The organism is Amycolatopsis sp. WAC 04182, from assembly GCF_003947465.1.
Classification (GTDB): domain Bacteria; phylum Actinomycetota; class Actinomycetes; order Mycobacteriales; family Pseudonocardiaceae; genus Amycolatopsis.
In genome coordinates, this window is the sequence record NZ_QHJJ01000004.1 from 476,334 (window position 1) to 495,675 (window position 19,342).

The 19,342-nt window shown below is 68.8% G+C and carries 19 protein-coding genes; 8 read left to right on the top strand and 11 right to left on the bottom strand.

Translation table 11 applies throughout. The annotated features are described in order from the left end of the window. Positions 1-17 precede the first annotated feature (17 nt). Both DMH01_RS22480 and DMH01_RS22485 read right to left on the bottom strand, forming a co-directional pair. Positions 18-623, bottom strand: a complete 606-nt coding sequence (locus DMH01_RS22480; RefSeq protein WP_125679225.1) for a PadR family transcriptional regulator — start codon at positions 621-623, stop codon at positions 18-20. An 81-nt stretch (positions 624-704) separates the two neighbouring features. After that, on the bottom strand, positions 705-2,351 hold the full coding sequence (locus tag DMH01_RS22485; protein WP_199745591.1) for a TM0106 family RecB-like putative nuclease: 1,647 nt from the start codon (positions 2,349-2,351) through the stop codon (positions 705-707). Between the two features lie 90 nt (positions 2,352-2,441). Between DMH01_RS22485 and DMH01_RS22490 the strand changes: the two genes are divergently transcribed. Further along, positions 2,442-2,906, top strand: a complete 465-nt coding sequence (locus DMH01_RS22490; protein ID WP_125679227.1) for a DUF6474 family protein — start codon at positions 2,442-2,444, stop codon at positions 2,904-2,906. An 88-nt stretch (positions 2,907-2,994) separates the two neighbouring features. Here the strand turns inward: DMH01_RS22490 and DMH01_RS22495 are convergent, their stop codons facing one another. From DMH01_RS22495 to DMH01_RS22510, 4 genes are read right to left on the bottom strand one after another with little or no spacing between them, the layout of a single operon-like run. Then, positions 2,995-3,957 (bottom strand): glycine betaine ABC transporter substrate-binding protein, encoded by a 963-nt coding sequence (locus DMH01_RS22495; protein ID WP_125679228.1) that lies wholly within the window; start codon positions 3,955-3,957, stop codon positions 2,995-2,997. A gap of 1 nt (position 3,958) precedes the next feature. Then, a complete protein-coding gene (locus tag DMH01_RS22500; RefSeq protein WP_125679229.1) occupies positions 3,959-4,738 on the bottom strand; it encodes an ABC transporter permease in 780 nt (259 codons plus the stop codon). Then, on the bottom strand, positions 4,735-5,919 hold the full coding sequence (locus DMH01_RS22505) for an ABC transporter ATP-binding protein (RefSeq protein ID WP_370323548.1): 1,185 nt from the start codon (positions 5,917-5,919) through the stop codon (positions 4,735-4,737). The genes DMH01_RS22500 and DMH01_RS22505 overlap by 4 nt, the downstream gene beginning before the upstream one ends. Then, complete coding sequence (locus tag DMH01_RS22510; RefSeq protein WP_007030477.1) at positions 5,906-6,553, bottom strand: ABC transporter permease; 648 nt, start codon at positions 6,551-6,553, stop codon at positions 5,906-5,908. The genes DMH01_RS22505 and DMH01_RS22510 overlap by 14 nt, the downstream gene beginning before the upstream one ends. Positions 6,554-6,843: 290 nt before the next feature. On the opposite strand from DMH01_RS22510, the gene DMH01_RS22515 reads away from it, so the two are divergent. The 4 genes from DMH01_RS22515 (at position 6,844) to DMH01_RS22530 (ending at position 9,769) form a co-directional block, all read left to right on the top strand. After that, the gene (locus DMH01_RS22515; protein WP_125679824.1) at positions 6,844-7,335 is read left to right on the top strand and encodes a hypothetical protein; all 492 of its coding nucleotides are present in this window, start codon (positions 6,844-6,846) and stop codon (positions 7,333-7,335) included. Between the two features lie 71 nt (positions 7,336-7,406). Continuing rightward, the gene (locus DMH01_RS22520) at positions 7,407-8,177 is read left to right on the top strand and encodes a YcnI family protein (RefSeq protein WP_125679231.1); all 771 of its coding nucleotides are present in this window, start codon (positions 7,407-7,409) and stop codon (positions 8,175-8,177) included. Continuing rightward, a complete protein-coding gene (locus DMH01_RS22525) occupies positions 8,178-8,741 on the top strand; it encodes a copper resistance CopC family protein (RefSeq protein ID WP_063276757.1) in 564 nt (187 codons plus the stop codon). It abuts the gene before it with no gap. Further along, positions 8,738-9,769, top strand: a complete 1,032-nt coding sequence (locus DMH01_RS22530; RefSeq protein WP_125679232.1) for a copper resistance D family protein — start codon at positions 8,738-8,740, stop codon at positions 9,767-9,769. Before DMH01_RS22525 ends, DMH01_RS22530 begins: the two co-directional genes overlap by 4 nt. Before the next feature lie 103 nt (positions 9,770-9,872). On the opposite strand, the gene DMH01_RS22535 is transcribed toward DMH01_RS22530, so the two are convergent. Continuing rightward, positions 9,873-10,439: a dihydrofolate reductase family protein gene (locus tag DMH01_RS22535; protein ID WP_125679233.1), complete on the bottom strand. Its 567-nt coding sequence runs from the start codon at positions 10,437-10,439 to the stop codon at positions 9,873-9,875. Between the two features lie 296 nt (positions 10,440-10,735). On the opposite strand from DMH01_RS22535, the gene DMH01_RS22540 reads away from it, so the two are divergent. Next, on the top strand, positions 10,736-12,727 hold the full coding sequence (locus DMH01_RS22540) for a tetratricopeptide repeat protein (RefSeq protein ID WP_233621640.1): 1,992 nt from the start codon (positions 10,736-10,738) through the stop codon (positions 12,725-12,727). A 211-nt stretch (positions 12,728-12,938) separates the two neighbouring features. On the opposite strand, the gene DMH01_RS22545 is transcribed toward DMH01_RS22540, so the two are convergent. Together DMH01_RS22545 and DMH01_RS22550 are read right to left on the bottom strand one after the other, a co-directional pair. Then, positions 12,939-13,877, bottom strand: coding sequence for a phosphotransferase family protein (locus tag DMH01_RS22545; RefSeq protein ID WP_370323549.1), 939 nt, complete (start codon positions 13,875-13,877; stop codon positions 12,939-12,941). Continuing rightward, positions 13,837-15,243, bottom strand: a complete 1,407-nt coding sequence (locus tag DMH01_RS22550) for a helix-turn-helix transcriptional regulator (protein ID WP_125679235.1) — start codon at positions 15,241-15,243, stop codon at positions 13,837-13,839. Before DMH01_RS22550 ends, DMH01_RS22545 begins: the two co-directional genes overlap by 41 nt. 318 nt (positions 15,244-15,561) lie before the next feature. On the opposite strand from DMH01_RS22550, the gene DMH01_RS22555 reads away from it, so the two are divergent. Both DMH01_RS22555 and DMH01_RS22560 read left to right on the top strand, forming a co-directional pair. Beyond that, complete coding sequence (locus tag DMH01_RS22555) at positions 15,562-15,936, top strand: hypothetical protein (protein WP_034309365.1); 375 nt, start codon at positions 15,562-15,564, stop codon at positions 15,934-15,936. A 13-nt stretch (positions 15,937-15,949) separates the two neighbouring features. After that, positions 15,950-16,372 (top strand): hypothetical protein, encoded by a 423-nt coding sequence (locus DMH01_RS22560; protein WP_125679236.1) that lies wholly within the window; start codon positions 15,950-15,952, stop codon positions 16,370-16,372. A 314-nt stretch (positions 16,373-16,686) separates the two neighbouring features. Here the strand turns inward: DMH01_RS22560 and DMH01_RS22565 are convergent, their stop codons facing one another. Together DMH01_RS22565 and DMH01_RS22570 are read right to left on the bottom strand one after the other, a co-directional pair. Then, positions 16,687-17,943, bottom strand: coding sequence for an MFS transporter (locus tag DMH01_RS22565; RefSeq protein WP_125679237.1), 1,257 nt, complete (start codon positions 17,941-17,943; stop codon positions 16,687-16,689). Then, positions 17,936-19,258, bottom strand: a complete 1,323-nt coding sequence (locus DMH01_RS22570) for a GH1 family beta-glucosidase (RefSeq protein WP_125679238.1) — start codon at positions 19,256-19,258, stop codon at positions 17,936-17,938. Before DMH01_RS22570 ends, DMH01_RS22565 begins: the two co-directional genes overlap by 8 nt. Positions 19,259-19,342 lie beyond the last annotated feature (84 nt).

A 19,342-nucleotide genomic window follows, 5' to 3' on the forward strand; every position in this document is an offset into this window, starting at 1 on the left:
CGCCGGGGCTCTTTCGGCTAGCCGGTGTTCCCCCTTTCGGCCACCAGGGCCCGCCATTCGGCGAGGCCGGGCATCGAGCCGGAAGTCAGTTCCCCGAGGATCGAGCGGACCCATTCGGCCTCCGCCGCTCGGATCGCCAGGTGGTATTCGAGTTCGAGCAGCACCAGCCGCGGGATCTCCTCGAGGAGCCGCGCCAGTTCGGCCCGCGTCGAGGCGATGTCTTCGTCGAGTGCGGCCAGCCGGGTGCGGAACAGGGCGATCACCTCGTCCGGCCCGAGCCAGCCCAGTACCGACAGCCCGGCGACGAACTTCGGCTCCTCGGGTGCGAGTCCGGCCAGCAGTTCGCGCAGCCAGTCGAGCATTTCGTCACGGCCGGCGTCGGTGATCCGGTACACCGTGCGCTCGGGGCGGGCGCCGTCGCGACCGCTCTCGGCGGCCTCGATGAAACCGTGTTTCCGCAGGTTGCCGACGACCGTGTAGAACGAGCCCCATTTGATCCCCATGTCGCGGTCCTTGCCGCGACTCTTCAGGATCGAGGCCATTTCGTACGGATGCATCGGCCGCTCGTTCAGCGTGGACAGGATCGCCAGCGCGAGCAGATTCCCGACCTTCCGCCGTTTCACCACGCCTCCTCGTTGACGAGTACTCGTCTACGAGTATCCGCGGAGAGGCGGGTGATCGCAAGGTTTCCGGCGAGCGGGTGCTCAGAGGTCGTTCATGTACGGCACGGACGTCTGCGCGTGGTCGGTCATCCAGTTCCGCAGCGCGTGCGTCGCCAGGACGTCGTCCTCGTTGTAGCGCAGCAGGCGCTCCCGCTGGGCGGCGTCCGGGATTCCACCGTCCATGCCGACGGCGTCGCGGTACCACCGCATCGACGCCTCGCCGCCCGCTTCCGGGTCGCGCCAGGCGAATCCGGCGACCGGCGCGATCACCTTGAGCCCCTTGCCCTGCGAGCAGAGGAACTGGTCGGTGACGCTGCGGAAGAGGTCGATCCACTCCTCGGAGTCCACAAAGGACGCGATCTCGGCCTTCTTCGGCACGCCGGGGTATTCGCCGAACCGGTCGGCCGATCCGAAGAGCCAGCGGTTCTCGGCGAGCGCGTTGTAGCAGTAGGCGCGGAAGGTCAGGCCCGCGGCGAGCGTGCGCTCGCGGACTTCGGTGAACCAGGCCCAGAACTCGGCGAACGACCGGGCCTCGTCCGCGGTCGGCAGCGGCTCCCACGTCGCGAACGCGCGATAGCCCTGCTCCATCCCGATGTCGGCGCCGGTCAGCAGCGAACCCCACAGGTACGCGCCGGAATCACCGAAGCTCTCCATGTCGACGTCGACCTCGACGTCACCGCGCGAGACCTCGACGCGGTCGACCTTGCGCACCATCGTGAGATCGGCGAGCCAGGCACGCGCGAGGATGATCGCGTCGGCGAACGTGCCGCCGGTCCAGTTCATCGGCGGCGGCTCGTCGGCCGGATCGAGCGCGGCGAGCTTGTCCACTGTGGACACCCCGGCGCGGCGCAGTTCCATCGCGTCCTCGCCGCGTACGACCAGGCTGACGTCGCGGGTCTCGGTGAGCACGACCTCGCACGTCGGCCACCACGGGCAGCGACGGCATTCGAGGACGCGGGACGGCTCGGCGAGCGGCTCCTCGCCTTCGGCGGCGGCGCTCGCGATGGCGAGCCTGTCGGCGAAGCGGCTCTGGTACTCCGTCAGCGCGCTTCGGCCGCCCGGCCAGGTGGCCGCGGACAGGTCATGCCAGACGACGACGTCCGCGTCGAGCCCGATGACGCCTCCGACGGCGCGGTGTCCTTCGTGCTTCCCGAGCGCTTCGAGCATCCGGTAGAGGTGCGCGAGCCGCATCTGGTCCCGCGGCTGCGAGCGGACCTTCCGCGCCGGATCGGGGAGCCGGTTCGCCGGGTCGAGGTCGGTCATCACCGTGGTCGGCGCGCCCGCGCCGCGATCGGTGATGCGGTGCCGCACGACCAGCACCGGCACGTATCCGTCGCCGGTGTGGACCAGGAGTTCGGAGCCGCCACGCCGGTGACCGGCGCGATCCACCGGGAGCAACGCGCCCCAGATGTAGCGCGCTTCGGCAGCGAAGGCCTCTTCGGTGAGCTGCACGCGCTCGGCGGCCGGGAGGTCTCGGGGGATCTTGACCCAGGTCGCGTCGGGTCCCGTCGCGTCCATGAGGCGCTGCACGATGGCCTCGCGATGCGCTGACGCGTCGGCGATCCGCTGCTGCGCGGCGGGGTCGGGCGGGGCGAGCGGGACCTCGCGCATCGCCGGATCGTGTTCCAGGTGCACGCGACGCCGGCAGCGGCTCACCGCTCCCGCGTCCAGTAGCACCTCGTTACTCACAGGCAACACTCTAGAAGGCCTCCGGCAAGCCGACATGCCCGCCACATCGGGGACCAGTAAGTTCGTCTGTGACACAGCGTGGGAGGTGCCATGGCGCGCAAGGCCAAAGCCGTCGAGGGCGAAGGCAGGTTTACCCCGAAGAAGGCGAAGAACGCCGTCGCGGTGGCCAAAGTGCTCGGACCGGCCGTACTGCCGGTGATCGCGCCGTACGCCGTTCGAGCGGCGGGTGCCGCACGAGAGCTATACGACCGTTATCAAGCGAAGAAGCTCGGCGTCGCCGTCGACCAGCTCGGCGAGTACAGCGGACGCGGTGCCGCGCTGCACGCGCGGATCGCCGGGCTGACGCAGGGGCTCGCGGAGCTGAAGAGGTCCGCGAAGGCGACTGACGCCGACGCTGCCTTCGCGAAGGACACCCAGGGGACGCTGGAGCAGCTTTCGGCGACCGTTCGCGCTTCGGAGCGGATGCCGGCCGCGCGGCGGAAGGCGGCGCACCGGGCCGTGGCCGGGGAACTGGACCAGCTGGAGGGCAAGCTCCTCCACCGGCTGGGCATCTGAGCGAGCTGAAGGGAGCTTTCCCCGCATGAGATGCGAGGAAAGCTCCCTTCGCCGCGTGTGATGCGGGGAAAGTCCCCTTCAGCCCCGGCTAAGAAATGAAACCCTTCTTCTTCATCCACTCGTAGGCGACCTCGCCCTGGTCCCGACCGTCGACGTCGACCTGCTTGCACAGCTCGATCATCTGCTCGTTGTCGAGGGCCGCGGCGACGGCTTCGAGCGGTCCGCGGATTTCCGGGTGCTGCTTCAGGAATTCGGTCCGCAGCGTCGGCACGGCGTTGTACTGCGGGAACGCCTTCTTGTCGTCTTCGAGGACGCGCAGGTTGAGCCCGGCGATCCGGCCGTCGGTCGTGAAGATCTCGCCGATCGGGCAGGTCCCGCTCGCCACGGCCGAGTAGATCGTGCCGATGCCGAAGTTCTTGATCACCGGGTTCTGGAACCCGTACGCGCGCACGGCGGCGGGGAAACCGTCCTGGCGACTGGTGAATTCGGTCTCCAGGCAGAACACGTTCTGGTCGGGCTTCCGGTTGAGGAACGCCGCCAGGTCCGACGTCGTCTTCAGGTTGTTCGCCGCGCCGTAGGCCTCGGTGACCGCGAAGGCGTACTGGTCGTTGAGCGGCGAGTAGTTCAGCCAGGTGACGCCGAACTTCGCCTCGTCCGCCGCCTTCGTGGCTTCGTACTGGGCTTGTTCCCCGCCGGGGACGGGGAGTTCGTTGCCCTGGTAGTTGATCCAGCCGGTGCCGGTGTACTCCCAGGTGACGTCGGTCTGGCCGGCGAGCAACGCCTGCCGCGACGAGTTCGAGCCCTTGATGTCGGTCAGGTCGACGACGTCCGCGCCCGCCGCGGAAAGCGCCATCTCGGCCATGTAGCCCAGGATGATGTTCTCGGTGAAGTCCTTCGACCCCACCGTCACCGTGACGCCCTTGAGCGACTCGATGGGCTGGATCGAACCGGGTTCGATCTTGTACGGGAGCGCGGTGTTGACCTCGAGCCCACACGCGGAAAGCGTGCCGCACAACAGGACCGCGCCGAACAGTGCTTTCAGACGTCGCATGTCAGCGCAGTCCCTTCGGTCCGAAGAACTGTTCCGCCACCGCGCCGAGCCAGTCCACCAGCAGCGCCAGCGCGACGGCGAGCACCGAGCCGGTGATCAGCACCTTCGTCAGGTTGAGCTTGTAGCCGGTGTCGATGAGCAGGCCGAAACCGCCGGCGTTCACGAACATGCCGAAGGTCGCCGTGCCGACGGCCAGCACCAGCGAGGTCCGCAGACCGGCCAGGATCAGCGGGATGGCCAGCGGGAACTCCACCCGCCACAGCACGCCCGACGCCGACATGCCGATCCCGCGGCCGGCGTCGATCAGCGCGGGCTCGACCTGCTGCAGGCCGACCATCGTGTTCCGCAGCACCGGAAGCAGCGAGTAGAACGCCAGCGGCAGCGCCGCGACCCACAGCCCGCCGGTGGCGCCGGTGACGATGAACCACAGCACCAGCACACCGAGCGCGGGCGCGGCCTGGCCGATGTTCGCGACGGCCAGGAAGACCGGCGCCGCCCATTTCGCCCACGGCCGCGTGACGAGCACGCCGAGCGGCACCGCCACGGCGACCACGATCGCGGTGACCACGATGGTCATCGCCAGGTGGTCGCGCAGCGCGGCCAGCAGCCCGGCGGCGTTGAGGGTTTCCTTCTCCGTCGCGGTGAGGTCGCTGGCGAAGACCCAGATCAGCACCCCGGCGACGATCAGCAGCACCGCGGCGGGCTGGGCGAACAGCCGGACCCGTTCGGCGCTTCTCGACGAGGACTCGGTGGAGAAGCCGGTATCGACGGCGGCCGTCATGCGGTCACACCTTCCGCCGGGCTGTCGTCGGAGTGCTCCTCGCGCAGCTGCTGGATCGTCGAGATGACGGTGTCGAGCTCGATCGTCCCGGCGTACTCGCCGCGCGCGCCGGTCACCGGGACGCTTCCGCCCTCGGCGAGCATGGCTTCGAGCGCGTCCTGCAGGGTCGACTGGAGACTGACGTAGTCGCGCAGCGGTTTGCCCGCGGTGGACAGCGAAGTCGCCTTGGTCAGCTCGCGGACGTGCACCCACCGCATCGGACGGCGGCGCTGGTCGAGCACCAGCACGAAATGCTTCCGCTGCTGGGTCAGCTTCTCGCGCACCGAGGACGGCGACTCGCTCACCGTCGCCGTCAGCGCGTCCTGCTTCAGCTCGACGTCGCGGACCCGCAGCAGCGTCAGCTGCTTCAGCGAGGCACCGGCGCCGACGAAACCGGCGACGGTGTCGTCGGCCGGGTTCGCGAGGATCGCGTCCGGGGTGTCGTACTGGAGGATCTTCGACTGGTTGCCGAGCACCGCGATCTTGTCGCCGAGCTTCACGGCCTCGTCGAAGTCGTGGGTGACGAAGACGATCGTCTTCTTCAGCTCGGTCTGGAGCCGCAGCAGTTCGTCCTGCAGGTTGCCGCGGGTGATCGGGTCGACCGCGCCGAACGGTTCGTCCATCAGCAGCACCGGCGGATCCGCCGCGAGCGCCCGCGCGACACCGACGCGCTGCTGCTGTCCACCGGACAGCTGACGCGGGTACCGGTCGCGGAAGTCGACCGGGTCCAGCCCGACCAGATCCATCATCTCCTCGACCCGGTCGTTGACCTTCTTCTTGTCCCAGCCGAGCAGCCCCGGCACCACGGCGATGTTCTGCGAGACGGTGAAGTGCGGGAACAGCCCGGCCTGCTGGATCGCGTAACCGATGCGACGGCGCAGGGTGTCGACGTCGAGTTTCAGCGCGTCGTCACCGCCGATGGTGATGCGGCCCGACGTCGGCTCGATCAGCCGGTTGATCATCCGCATGGTCGTGGTCTTGCCGCAGCCGGACGGGCCGACGAAGACCACGATCTTGCCGGCGGGCACCACCATCGAGAAGTCGTCGACCGCGGGCTCGCGGGTGCCGGGGTAGCGCTTCGTGACGTTCTCCAGCTCGATTTCGACGCCGGATACGGTTTCAGGAGACTCAGCCACGGACACCCCTAGAGACGGTCAAACGGTTGATCAGGACGTAAACGGCGTCGAGGACCAGCGCGAGGACGACGACCCCGAGCGTCCCGGTCAGTGCCTGGTTGAGGGAGTTCGTGCTCCCCGCGTTGGTGAGGCCGGAGAAGACCTCCGAGCCGAGGCCCGGGCCCTTCGCGTAGGCCGCGATGACCGCGATGCCCATGAGCATCTGCGTCGCGACCCGCATTCCGGCGAGGATCGCGGGCCAGGCGAGCCGCAGCTCCACCCTGGTCAGCACGCCGAACCGGCTCATGCCGATCCCGCGCGCCGCGTCACTGACCGCCGGATCCACGCCGCTCAGCCCGACGATCGTGTTCCGCACGATCGGCAGCAGCGCGTAGAGCACGAGGGCGATGACCGTGGTGTTCGCGCCGAGGCCGAACACGGGGATGAGGAGCCCCAGGAGGGCGAAGGAGGGGACGGTGAGGATCGTGCTCGCCAGCGCCGTGGCCACGGCCGACCCGATCGGGCTGCGGTAGACGGCGACGCCGATCACCACGCCGAGGACGGCGGCCAGGATCGTGCACTGCACGACCGCGCTGACATGGAGGAGCCCTTGGAGGGCGAGTCTGTCCCACCGATCCGAGATGTACTCGAAGAGATTCATCGCGTGCTGGTTCTCCCGCCGCCTCTGGGTGAGACTCCTCACCCATTCGGAGTAGCTGTATCGGGAGCCTGACTACCCAAAAGCCGCGCGGTCAAACCCCTGTTTACCGCTTCTTTGCAGCAACAGTTCCCCATTCGGCCTAAATGGGCAAACGCACACGCCGTCTTTCCCACTGCTCATCAGCCGGGAGGAGATCGACCACCCGGACGTACGTCGAATACCCTTCACCCGTGAGTAAAGGCAGCCATCACCGAAGCGCGTTACGCGCTGTGCGTGGTGGTTTGCTCGGCGTGAGTTCCGCGGCGCTGGCCGTGACCGCTCACATGATCGGGGACGGCGATCTCCCCGATACGGCGATGACGTTGTTGCTCACCGTGCTGATCGGCTGGAACGCCGCCGCGCTCGCCGCGAAGGCGCGCGGGCCGCTGGCCACCATCGTCGACCTCGGCGCCGGTCAGGTCGTGATGCACCTCGTGCTCAGTTCGCTGAGCACGCACGAGCTCGTGCACGACGTGCCCGCCCCGATCTCGGGCGGGCTCGCGATGACCGTCGCGCACGTCGTCGCCACGCTGATCACCGCGTTGCTGCTGGCCAAGGCCGACGGGCTGCTGCTCGGCGTCCTCGCCTGCCTGCGCGCGCTGGTCCCCTTCATCCTCAACGCGCTCCCGGTGCCCGCCGCGGTCGCGGCCCCGGTGCTCGCCCGTCCGGCCGGGCCCGGCCATCTCGTCGGCGTGGACCTCCGCCGCGTCCACGGCAGGCGCGGCCCGCCACTGTTCTCCTGAACCCCAGCTCACCCCCCGTAATCGGCAAGGTCCCAGAACCCGCCGTCTCAAATCACGTTCAGGAGTTCTTCGTGTCCAAGCACGTCTTCAAGCGCGCCGGTTTCCTGGCGGCCGCCATCGGTGCCGCCGGTCTGCTCTCGGCCGGGATCGCCTCGGCCCACGTCAGCGCCAACGTCTACGGCCCCCAGCCCGAAAAGGGCGGCTACGGGTCGATCTTCTTCCGCGTCCCCAACGAGGAGAAGGGCGCCGGCACGGTCAAGGTCGAGATCACCGTCAAGCCCGAATACGCCCTCGGTTCGGTGCGCACGCGCCCGATGCCCGGCTGGAAGGCCGAGGTCGTCAAGTCCAAGCTGCCCAGCCCGGTGACCACCGCGTCCGGTACGCAGATCACCGAGGCCGTCACCAAGGTCTCCTGGACCGCCGAGCCCGGTACCAAGATCGCCGCCGGTTCGACCGAGTTCCAGGAGTTCCAGATCAGCGCGGGCCAGTTCCCGGCCACCGTCGACAAGCTGGAGTTCCCGGCCACCCAGACGTACGAGAACGGCAAGGTCGTCAACTGGGACCAGCCGACCCCGGACTCCGGCGAGGAGCCGGAGCACCCCGCGCCGGTCGTGAAGCTCGCCGAGAAGAGCGGTGACGGGCACGGTGGCGGCCACGGCACCGACGCGAAGGCCTCCGAGGAATCCCACGCTTCGTCTTCTTCTTCCGACAACACCGCCCGCTGGCTCGGCGGCGCCGGACTGGTCGTCGGCGCGCTCGGCCTCGGCGTCGGCGCCGGTGCCACCCTGCGCGCCCGCCGCGCCACCGCCTCCGCCAAGAGCAACACCGAGGGAACCGAATAAATGCGTAAAGCGATCGTCGCGCTGGCGATCACCGGGGTGGCGTGGCTCGCCACCGCCACCCCGGCCCTGGCGCACAACGTCCTGATCTCCTCGGACCCGGCGAAGGGCGCTTCGATCGCCGCCGGGCCCGCGAAGATCACGCTCACGTTCGACCAGTACGTGCAGAACGCGAACGTCAACCAGATCGCGGTCATCGGACCGGGCGGCGGCCAGTGGGCCGAAGGCCAGGTCGAGGTCCGCGACAGTGTCGTGACCGTGCCGCTACGGCCGCTCGGACCGGCGGGCGAGTACAAGATCGGCTACCGGATCCTGTCCGCGGACGGGCACGCCGTGACCGGTGAGGTGCCGTTCACCCTCACCGCCGCGGGCACCGGGACCCCGGCGAGCGCCGACGCCGCGCGCAGCAACGCGGGCCAGGCCGAAACGACCCCGGCGACCGGCGGCGAAGGCTCGTCCGGCGTGCCGATCTGGGTGTGGATCGCGGGCGCCGTCGTACTGCTGGCCGTCGGACTGACCGTCGCGCTGCGCACCGGCGCGGGTGACAAGGAGAAGAGCGGCTCATGACCCAGGCCGAGACCACCTCGCGAGCCCGCGTCGCCGTCCTGTTCTGCGTGGTGACGGCGGGCATCGTCGGCGCCCTGATCGGTGTCGCGCTGACGGCCACCGCCCCGGTCCCCGGGGTCGCGCAGGTCAGCGAGGTGGTCTCGGTCTCGATCCCGATCGTGCGGGTGCTGCTGGACATCTCGGCGGTCGCCACGATCGGGCTGGCGCTGCTTTCGGTGCTGGTCGGCTACGACCGGCCGAAGCTCTCCGAGCCGATCATGCGGATCGCGCGGCCCGCGAGCGTCGCGGCCGCGCTGGTCTGGGCGACCACCGCGCTCGTCGCGCTGATCCTGCAGACCGCCGAATACCGCCCGGGTTCGAGCACGCTGTCGATGTCGGACGTCGGCAGTTACATCGCCGACGTCGGTGCCGGGAAGGCGCTGCTGATCGTGGCGGTGCTGGCCCTGCTGCACGCGGGACTCGGCGTCCTCACCCTGAAACACGGCGAGAAGGTGCCCGCCGAGGTCCGCGTCGGGCTCGGCCTGTTCGCGCTGCTGCCGCTGCCGGTCACCGGGCACGCGTCGAACTGGAACTACCACGACTACACGATGATCTCGATGGAACTGCACGTGATGAGCGCCGTCGCCTGGACCGGCGGGCTCGGCGCGATGGCGGTGCTGCTCGTCGGGAACCGGACCCTGCTGGCGCACGCCCTGCCGCGGTTCTCCAAACTCGCGACGCTGTGCCTGATCCTCGGCGCGGCGACCGGGCTGTTCAACGGGCTGATCGAGATCTCGCTCAACCCGTCGCTCGGTTTCTGGGAAGGCGTCTTCACCACGCCGTACGGGCAACTGGTGCTGCTGAAGCTGTTGTGCACCGGCGTGATCGCGGGTCTCGGCGCGTACACGCGCTGGAAGCTGATGCCGCAGATCGTCCGGCACAACCGCACGGCGCTGGCCGCGTGGGCGACATTGGAACTGACCGTGATGGGGCTCGCGTTCGGCTTCGCCGTCGTCCTCACGCGAGCCCCGGTCGTGCCGACGTCTTAGGCGTCGTGACCTGAGAGGTGGAAGGTTGCGAAAGCCACTTTCGCAACCTTCAACGTTGCGAAAGTGGCTTTCGCAACGTCGGTGGGGGTGGGTGGCCCGTCCCTTAGTTCTCCACCGCGTACCGCAGGATCACGACGCCGTTCTCGAACGCGGTGGCCTCGATCGGCTTCAGGTTCCGCCGATCCTCGAACACCCGCGTCCCCTTGCCGAGCGACACCGGGCAGACCATCATCCGGACCTCGTCGACGAGGCCGGCGTCCAGCAGCGACCGCATCAGGGTCAGGCTCCCCCACAGCCACAGGTTCTTGCCGTTCTGTTCCTTGAGCTCGCGGACCGTGGCGGCCGGGTCGCGCGTCACGGTCGCGGCGGGGAAGCCGCCCCACGGGGCGTCCTCCAGCTTGGCCGAGGCGACGAACTTGGTGAGGCTGTTGACCTTCTCGCCGTACTCGCCCTGTTCTTCGGCGTGGGGCCAGTAGTCCTTGGCCATGGCGTAGGTGTTCGCGCCGAGGATCATCGTGTCGACCGAATCGATGAGCCCCATCACGCTCGCCTTGAACGCGGGTTCGGTCTTCTCGGAGAAGGGTTCTCCCGACACGAAGCTCAGGCCGCCGTCCTCCTCGGCGGCGAAGTTGTCGACGGTGACCCACTGCTGAACGATGAGCTTGCGCATGTCCGTCCCTCCGGTTCGCGCGGCCACTCCGGCCGCGTCCGCCCCGGGGACGAAGCCGCCGCGCCGGTCTCGACATCACCGGCACGACTTTTCGCGAGCTGTTACACGCCTTGCTCCATCCGGCCGCATTTGACCGATTTCGCTGTCCTCATCGGACCCGCGCCGGGATGCTCTACGCGTTCGCTGGGGTTAACCCGAAGAGGGGATGGTAGATGGGCGGCCCGTTGCCGGGTGAAAGTGAAGTCAGCACGCCACAGGTACCGCGCCAGCGATCGGCGAGGAAACTCACCAGCCAGGTGAGTTCGGGGCCGCGTCAGCTCCCACCCGCGCCCGCGCATTTCACCAATCGCGCCGCCGAGCTCGCGCTGCTCGAAAACCTCCTGGCCCAGGACGACACCGACGGACCGGCGGTGCATCTGATCAGCGGTCAAGGCGGGATCGGGAAGACGGCGCTGGCCACCGCGTGGGCCCGGCACCTCGGCGACCGGTTCCCGGACGGGCACCTCTGGGCGGATCTCGGCGGCTTCAGCGCCAACGGCCCGCTCTCCGCGAGCGAAGCGCTCGGCCGGTTCCTCCGGGCGTTGGGTGTTCCGCCGGAAGGGCTGCCCGCGGACGTCGAAGAGCTCATCGCCCTCTACCGCACGACGACCGCCGAACGACCGTTGCTCGTGCTGCTCGACAACGCGGGATCGACCGAACAGGTGCTGCCTCTGTTGCCCGCCGGCGGCGGAAGCCTCGTGATCGTGACGTCGAGGCGCCGTCTGGGCAGGCTCCAGACCGAACATCGCGCGCGGCTGGTCGAGCTGGCGCCGTTCGGTTCCGCGCACAGCGCCGAACTGCTGGGCCGCGCGATCGGCGCGGAGCGGGTCGGCGCGGAAGCCGCCCAGGCGCGGGACATCGCCGACCTGTGCGGCGGCCTGCCGATCGCCCTCACCACGGTCAGCGCCAAGCTCGCGGGGCGGCCGAAGATGTCGCTGGAGAAGATCGCCACCGAGCTGGGGAAGGAATATCGTCGACTGGCCACGCTCTCGACGAAAGAGGCGCAATCGGTGGAAGCCAGCTTCAACCTCTCCTACGACGAACTCCCCTCGGACGCGGCCGCGCTGTACGCGGCGCTCGGCCTGCATCCAGGGCCCGACTTCGGCGTCGGCGTGGCCGCCGCGTCGATCGCCGTCCGGGAAGAGGTCGCCGACGACCTGCTGGACCAGCTCGTCGACGTCGGCCTGCTGATCGACCGCGGCGACGACCGGTACACCTTCCACGACCTCGCGCGGCTGCACGCCAAGGAGAAGACGGCGGGCAACGAGTACGACCGCGACATCGCGGTGCGCCGCATGCTCGAGTGGTATCTGTTCACTGCCTCCAAGGCCACCGCGATGACGGTCCCCGACCAGGACCCGATCCCGTACCGGTACGAATACCGGCCGCCGACGCCGGTCTCGTTCGACTCCGCGGACGAGGAACTCGCCTGGCTCGAACGGGAACGCGAGAACCTCATCGCCGCCGTCGAGACCGCCGAAACGTGGCAGCTGCCGGAGCTCGGCTGGCAGCTCGCCGCCGCGATGTGGCCGCTCTTCCTGCTGCGCAAGCACTATCCGGACTTCCTGAAGGTGAGCCAGGCCGGCATGCGGTGCGCGCGGGCGTGGGGCAACGCCTCCGCCGAAGCCCTGATGCACAACCGCAGCGGCGCCGCCTGCCGCGGCAGCGGCCGGTACGACGAGGCCGTCGCGCACTACGAGGCGGGCCGCGAAGCCGCGCGGAAGGCCGGGGACGAGGTCGTCGAGATCCGGTCGGTGGAAGGGCTCGGCCTGGTCGCGCTGGCACAGGGCAGGCTCGAAGACGCGGTGCGATGGTTCACCGAAGACCACCGGCTGAGCGAACGCCAGAACCGCGCGCACGACGTCGGGCTCGCGCTGATCAACCTCGGCTCGACCCAGCTCAAGGCCGGGCGGCCGGAGCCCGCGATCGAGCACCTCACCCGTGCTCGCGAGGTACTGGCCGCCGATCCCTACAACGTGGCCCGCGCCCGGACCGACCTCGGCCGTGCCCTCACCGCGGCCGGGGACCTCGCGGCCGCGCGGACCGAACTCGAAGCGTCGCTCGCCACCATGGAGGCCAGCGGGTCGCGGTTCGAGGTCGCCAGGGCGCTGTCCGCCTTCGGTGAGGTCGCCGAGGCGGAAGGGAACCTCGAGGAGGCGAGGCGGTGCTACGACCGGGCGTTGCCCATCCTCGTCGGCCTCGGCCGTCCGGAGGCTGACGCTCTGCGCACGCGGCTGGAGCAACTCTGATCCGATGGCACGATCGGTACCCGGCGACCGGGTGAACTCTCCCTTCCGAATGACTCAGCGTAGTTGCAAGTTGCACATTCGGGGGAGCATTGGGCCAGGAGAAGTGATTAGCCCGGGCGAATTCGTCACCGTTTGATCGGCGAATTCGGACAAGCGACGAACGGTCATTCGCCGTCGGCGAATGCACGTGCAGATGCCTTTCCCGGGTGAGTCACCGATACCGGTTCCAGCGTGCCCCGGTGCGCCCGTTCCGGAGATCGTTCAACCGTTTCCGCAGTTCATCCCGCACGCTGGGATGGCTGCGGAGAATCGGGAGAACACTCGTCGTGAGCTTCAGTTCACGGATGGCGCGCAGTACCGAGAACCCGGACCAAGTGGTCACGTCGAATCCGTACCGCCGCGCGAACACGCGATAGCGGGCGGGTGGATCACCGAACCGTTCACGGCCGACGGCGAGCGGCGTCAGATCCCATTCCGGCGGCCCGACACAGGACGAATCGAAATCGCACAGCACCGGCCCGTCCGGCCCCGGGATCACATTCCCGGTGTGCGCGTCCCCGTGGACGAGGCCACGGGGCAGGGGGAAGTCGAGATTCGCGAGCGCGGCTTCGACCTCGGCGCAGCGTTCCAGCAGGAACCGCCGATCGCCGTCGTCCAGCTCCTCCGCGTCCGAAACCCGGGCGCGGACCGCGGCGAACGGCGCCCATTCGGCGAGCCCTTCGGGCGGTGCCAGCGAGTGGACCTGGCGCAGCAGCGCGGCGAGGTCGGCAGCCTTCGCCTTCCGGCCGGTGCCCGGCACCTTCCACCAGACCGTCACGAGATGTTCGCCGACCGGCAGCGGCTGGTCGAGGCCGGGAACGAGGCGGATGGCGGGCACGTCGTGCCGTTCGAAATGCCGCGCGACCCGCACGACCGTGCCGACGCGATGCCGCAACCGGGTGGAACCGACGATCCGGACGACGAACGGCGCGCTCGCCAGCTCGTAGACGGCGTTGTTGGTGAACCTCAGCAGGCGGGCGCCTTCGGCGTCGACGCCCAGCAGATCGCACGTCCGCCCGAGGGCGTCGCGCAGGATGGCGGGCGTGAACCGGCCGCCCGGACCGATCGGCTCAGGCTGCGTAGAAGGAGTTGAGGCGGTCGGCGAGGTCACGGGCGTCCGCGTTGTTCCGGCGGCGTTCCGCCTCGACCTGCAAGGGCCGCATCCGGTCCTTCACCCGCTCCGACTTGATGCCCTCGGCGCAGTCGACGGCCTTCGAGCCCACCTTGGCGCCATGATCGAGATCGCCTTCGAGCAGGTGATTCGTGGCCAGCGCGCTGAGCATGAAGGTCTTGCTGCGGGCCATGTCGTCGGTGTAGGCCTCGACGGCCTTGGTCAGCGCCGGGATCGCGTACTTGGTGTGCTCGGCGTTCTTCGCGGCGAGCACGGTGTGCACGGTGCCGATCATGGCGTAGACGTCGGTCTCGGTGAAGAACTTGACCCAGGATTCGGCCTCGGCCAGGTCCGCGCGCGCGAACTCGTCCTTGCTCCGGCCGAGCAGCTTCGTCGCCTGCTCCTCGTTGCCCATCATCGCGTAGGCCCAGGCCTCGTTGGCGCAGAGCACGGCGACAGCCAGCTCGGAACCCGATTCCTGGGCGGCGATCTGGCCGAGCTGGAACAGTTTCAGCGCGTCGTTGGGCGCGTCCTGGTGCAGGTAGACGCGGCCCATCCGGTAGAGGACGTTGGCCACCAGCGGGTGGTTGTCGCCCTGTTTGGCCAGGTCCAGCGCGTTCGCGAAATGGCCGCGCGCGGAATCCATGAGGCCGGTGTCGAAGGAGGTCCAGCCTGCCAGGCTGTGCAGGTCGGCGAGGGCGACGTACAGCCGGTTCTTGACCGGCTCGGCGCCGGTGGATTCGAGCATCTGCTGTCCCCAGGACAGCTGGGCGACGACGGCGTCGCGGCAGAAACCGCCGCCGTACTGGTAGTCGAGGGACCGGAGCGCTCTGGTCGCGGCTTCCACCTGGCGGACGTCGGTCATGCCGATCCGCCCGGGGGCGGGCGTCTTCGCGGGCCCCGAGGACCACGTACCCGATTCCGGACCGAACACCGCCGCGCCCATCGTGACCTGGGCGGCGTGCGCGAGGAACCTCCGTCGCTTCACGGACTCGTCCTCCTCCGCCTGCTGGCCGTCGGCAGCGCCGACGACCTTTATCGCTGTCGCCTCGTCATAGGCGAGACCCATGTATCCCCGGGGGACACCAAGGCCGTCAGCGATGCGGGTGAGCACGTCGTACGCCATCACCTGGCGACCCTTGAGGATCTCGGACACCTCGGACTGCGACTGGCCGGTCATCGCGGCGATCTGGCGCTGCGAAACACCGTGCTTGCGCAACAGCCGGTACACGGAGGAGATCTCCCGTGTGGCCAGTGCGGCTCGCATCTCCGGCTGCTCCCAGGCATCCGGCGGCACGGGGTGGCTCTGGCGGTTCGAAGCAGCGTCCGAGCCGGCGACAGCGCCGCCACCGATACTGGCGTCCATTGCGCCCCCTCACAGTTCCGTTGGGGTCGAGAAACAGCGTAGGCACACCTATTCAACCGTGCGAAACACCGGATCGCCCGTCGTGATCGGCCCGGCAGAAGTCGTTTGACCGCTTACCGTGAAACCTCGTCCGGTCACCGCTATGACGGCGGTTCGACCTTCTATCGCACTCGGTTTCACATCACTGTAGTTGTCAGATCTCCGTGACCGACCGGCCACCGGCCGCGATCACGGAGAGCTACCAAGTCTCCGAACCCCCTAAAGGTGCGGACACGCGGAAACGAAGACGACGTGGAACGAGAGAGCGGAGAAGAGCCAGTGGAGTTCGTGGACTCGATCGCAACAGGCTCCATCACCGCGGGACGGCCCGGTATGGCCACGCGCCACCTGCGTGCGGCCGGCCCGGCCGGTCAGCAGGCGGTCGCCGTCGCCCCCGGCGCCAACCGTCCGGTCTCCCCTTCCGCCCCGGTCGACCCTCGTACCGCGAGTGTGCGCCGTTACGAAGGCGGACAGCTGGTCTGGCGGGTGCAGTGCGGCGATCTCATCAGCCGTGAACGCGCCGTCACCGTGTTCGTCGAAGACAACCAGGTGGTTCTCGTCTCGCCGCCGGGAGAGACCGCGCGCCTGACGTCCGGCCAGCTCGGCCAGCTCAGGGCAGCGCTCAACGAAGCCGCCAAGATGGCGGAAAGGTAACGGTGAGTTCTCCGTGGATCAGGTCCTAGGGCAAGTTCTCCGCAACGCGGTTTGGGAACGCCTCGACATGCTCTCCGATCTCGCGACCCGGGCCGACGCGCAGTCGCTCGTCTCGGTCGCCCGCTCGGAGCTCCCCCGCCTGACCGAAGGCTGGCGCGCGATGCTCCAGGCGCACGAGCCCGACGAGCGCGGGGACTGCCCCACGTGCTCGACCCGCTGGCACAAGTGCAAGGCCCCCTGCTCGGTATGGCAGGTCGCGCACGAGCACCTGGTCGCCGGCGGCCTCGCCCCTCAGCAGACCGCGGCCACCCAGGACCACCGGCGCGAAAGCCGCCGCCGCGTCCCGGGGCAGAGCAGGGTGAGCGCGACCGAAACCACCGGCAGGCACGCGCTGGTCAACCCGCGTCGTCCCGCCATCGGCGGCGTGCACGCTTAGGAAGCCGGGCGAGTGAACGGCGGTCCGAGCGCCCCCTCGGCAACCACGCCACGATCTCGCCTCCGCCGGAAGCGGTTCGCGCGTACCCCCGAACGCGACGAGCCGCTCTCGGTGATCACTCCGGTCCCCACCGCGATTAATCGAAAATTCTCGGCAGAACACCTAGCGAAGGCAGTAATCGGTCGCTAGGTTGATGATCACAAACGCAGCGCGATACCTGCCCCGAGGAGCGCGCTGCCATCCCCCGAACCCCGCGGGCCGGTGCCGTTGCACTCCCCTCCCCCGACCGGCACCGGTCCGCGGTCTCCAACGTTCTAGCTGACGCCCTTCACCCGCGTGACCAGTACCGCGGCGATGACAGTGGACAGCGCCGAAGCCGCGAAGAGGCTCGAATATCCGCCCAGGTAGGCCAGGATCGGCGCGGTCAGCATCGGCGCCACCACCTGCGGCAGCGAGTTCGCGATGTTGATGACCCCGAGGTCCTTCGCCCGGTCCTGCGCGGCGGGCAGCACCTGGGTGAGCATCGCCAGCGCGACGGCCATGTACGCGCCGAAACCGACACCCAGCAACGGTGACGCCGCGAGTGCGGCCGTCCAGTTCTGCCAGACGACGAGCAGCGACGCCGCGACGGCCATCACCGCCGACGCCGCGAGGACGTAAGGCTTACGCCGTCCCGATTTGTCGGAGAAATGCCCGGCGACGAGCGCGCCGACGACGAGCGCGGCGCCATAGAGCCCCATCATGATCAACAGACCGGTGTCCGGATCTTCGTAGTGCACCGCGTCCTTGAGGAAGAACAGCAGGTAGAGGGTCCCGAACGCGTTGCCGAGCCCGATCATGAAGTGACAACCCCACGCCCAGGCGAAGTCCGGATGCCTGCGCGGGGAGATCCACAGGTTCGCCGGCACGTCACGGGTCCGCGCCGACGGGCGGAACGCGACCGGCAGCCGCGCGTCCGGCGTGCGCAGGACGAACGCCGCCGCGCCCGCCAGCACGATGGCCGCGCACACCGCGTATCCCAGCGGGAGACCGGCGAGGTCGAGCATCACCACGACCACCACCGCGCCGAGCACGGTCCCGAGCATCTGCGCGATGCCGACGAGCCCGCCGACCTGCGCGCGCTGCGGGACAGGCACCCGGTCCGCGATGGCCGAGACCAGCATCGCGAGCATCCCGTTCAGTCCCGCCTGGACCAGGCACCAGCCGAGCACCATCACCGCGACGTTCGGCGCGAACGCGAGGACGAGCAGCCCGGCCGCGGCGACCGCCGCACCGGCCGCCGTCCACGGATGACGACGGCCGCGGGCGGAACAGGTGCGGTCCGAGAGCAGGCCGACGACCGGGTTGGCGATCAGCGCGACGACCGCGCCGATCCCGGTGACCAGGCTGAACACCGCTTCCTTGTTGGCCGCGTCCAGTATTTCGGCCTGCTTCGGCAGCAGGACCTGGATGGGCGCGTACACCCCGAGCCAGAGCGCGATGTTCGCGAAGAACAGCAGGCTCATCCAGCCCGCACGGACCCTGGCGACCGGTTCCGCGAGCGCCTCGGGCAGCTCCCGGACCTCACTCATGGCGGATCAGGTCCCGGTACCAGCCGAAGGAGTCCTTCGGCGTGCGCTTCTGTGTCTCGTAGTCGATGTGCACCAGGCCGAAGCGCGGCTGGTAGCCCTTCGACCATTCGAAGTTGTCCATCAGCGACCAGACGAAGTACCCGCGGATGTCGACTCCGGCGTCCATCGCCTCGCGCACCGCGACGAGGTGGCTGTCGAGGAAGTCGATGCGCTCCTGGTCGTGGACGTGCCCATCTTCGGCGACGACGTCGTCGAAACTGCACCCGTTTTCGGTGATGTAGACCGGCGGGAGATGCTCTCGGTAACGCTCGTGGAAGCCGACGAGCAGATCGCGCAGCCCGTGCGGGACGATCGGGGAATCGTTGGTGGTCATGGGATATCCCTCGATCGCGCGGAGCTCGAAGGGCAGCGGGTTGCCTTCGCCGGGCGCGGCGACGCCCTGCGGCTCGTAGTAATTCACCCCGTAGAAGTCGAGTGGCTGCGCGATGGTGGGCAGATCGTCGGCGAAGCCCGCCGGGAGATGTTCGACGACTTGTTCGGGATATCGACCGAGTAGCACCGGATCCGCGTAGGTGCGATTGATGAGGGCGTCGATCCATTCGCCCGCGGCCTTGTCTTCCGGCGAATCGGAGGCGGGCCAGATCGGCGAATGGTTGTTGGCCGTGCCGACGCTGCGGGCGCCGGCGGCGCGGAGGGCCTGGACGGCGAGGCCGTGCGCGAGATTCTGGTAGTGCGCGGTGGGCAAGGCGTCGAGCAGGAGTGTCTTGCCGGGCGCGTATTCACCGATCGCATAGCCGAAGATCGACATGACCATGGGCTCGTTGAGCGGGATCCACATTTTCACCCGATCGGAGAACCGTTCGCCCACGATGGCGGCGTACTCCCCGAAGCGTTCGGCGGTATCACGGGAGAGCCAGCCACCCTTGTCTTCGAGCGCCTGCGGGAGGTCCCAGTGGAACAGCGTCCCGGTCGGCGCGATGCCGGCGGCGCAGACTTCGTCGAGCAATTTGTCATAGAAGGCAAGGCCTTCGACGTTGGGCTTGCCGCTGCCGTCGGGTTGGATCCTGGGCCAGGCGAAGGACATCCGGTAGGCGCCGACACCGAGTTGGGCCATCAGCGCGATGTCCTCGGAGTAGCGGTGGAAGTGATCGGCGGCTACTTTGGCGTGCTCAGCCCGCGCGATCTTTCCCTCCGTTTCGGTGAAAGTGTCCCAAATGGACTGTCCTCGGCCGCCTTCCCCGGTCGCCCCCTCGATCTGGAAGGCGGAGGTCGAAACACCCCACAGGAATTCGGACGGGAAGGTCGGATTCTCCACCGGCGGCACACCTTTCCTCTTCAGACACGGCCGAACATGAAAAGTTCTCAGATACTATGCCTTCACTCGACCGGGGGGAACCCT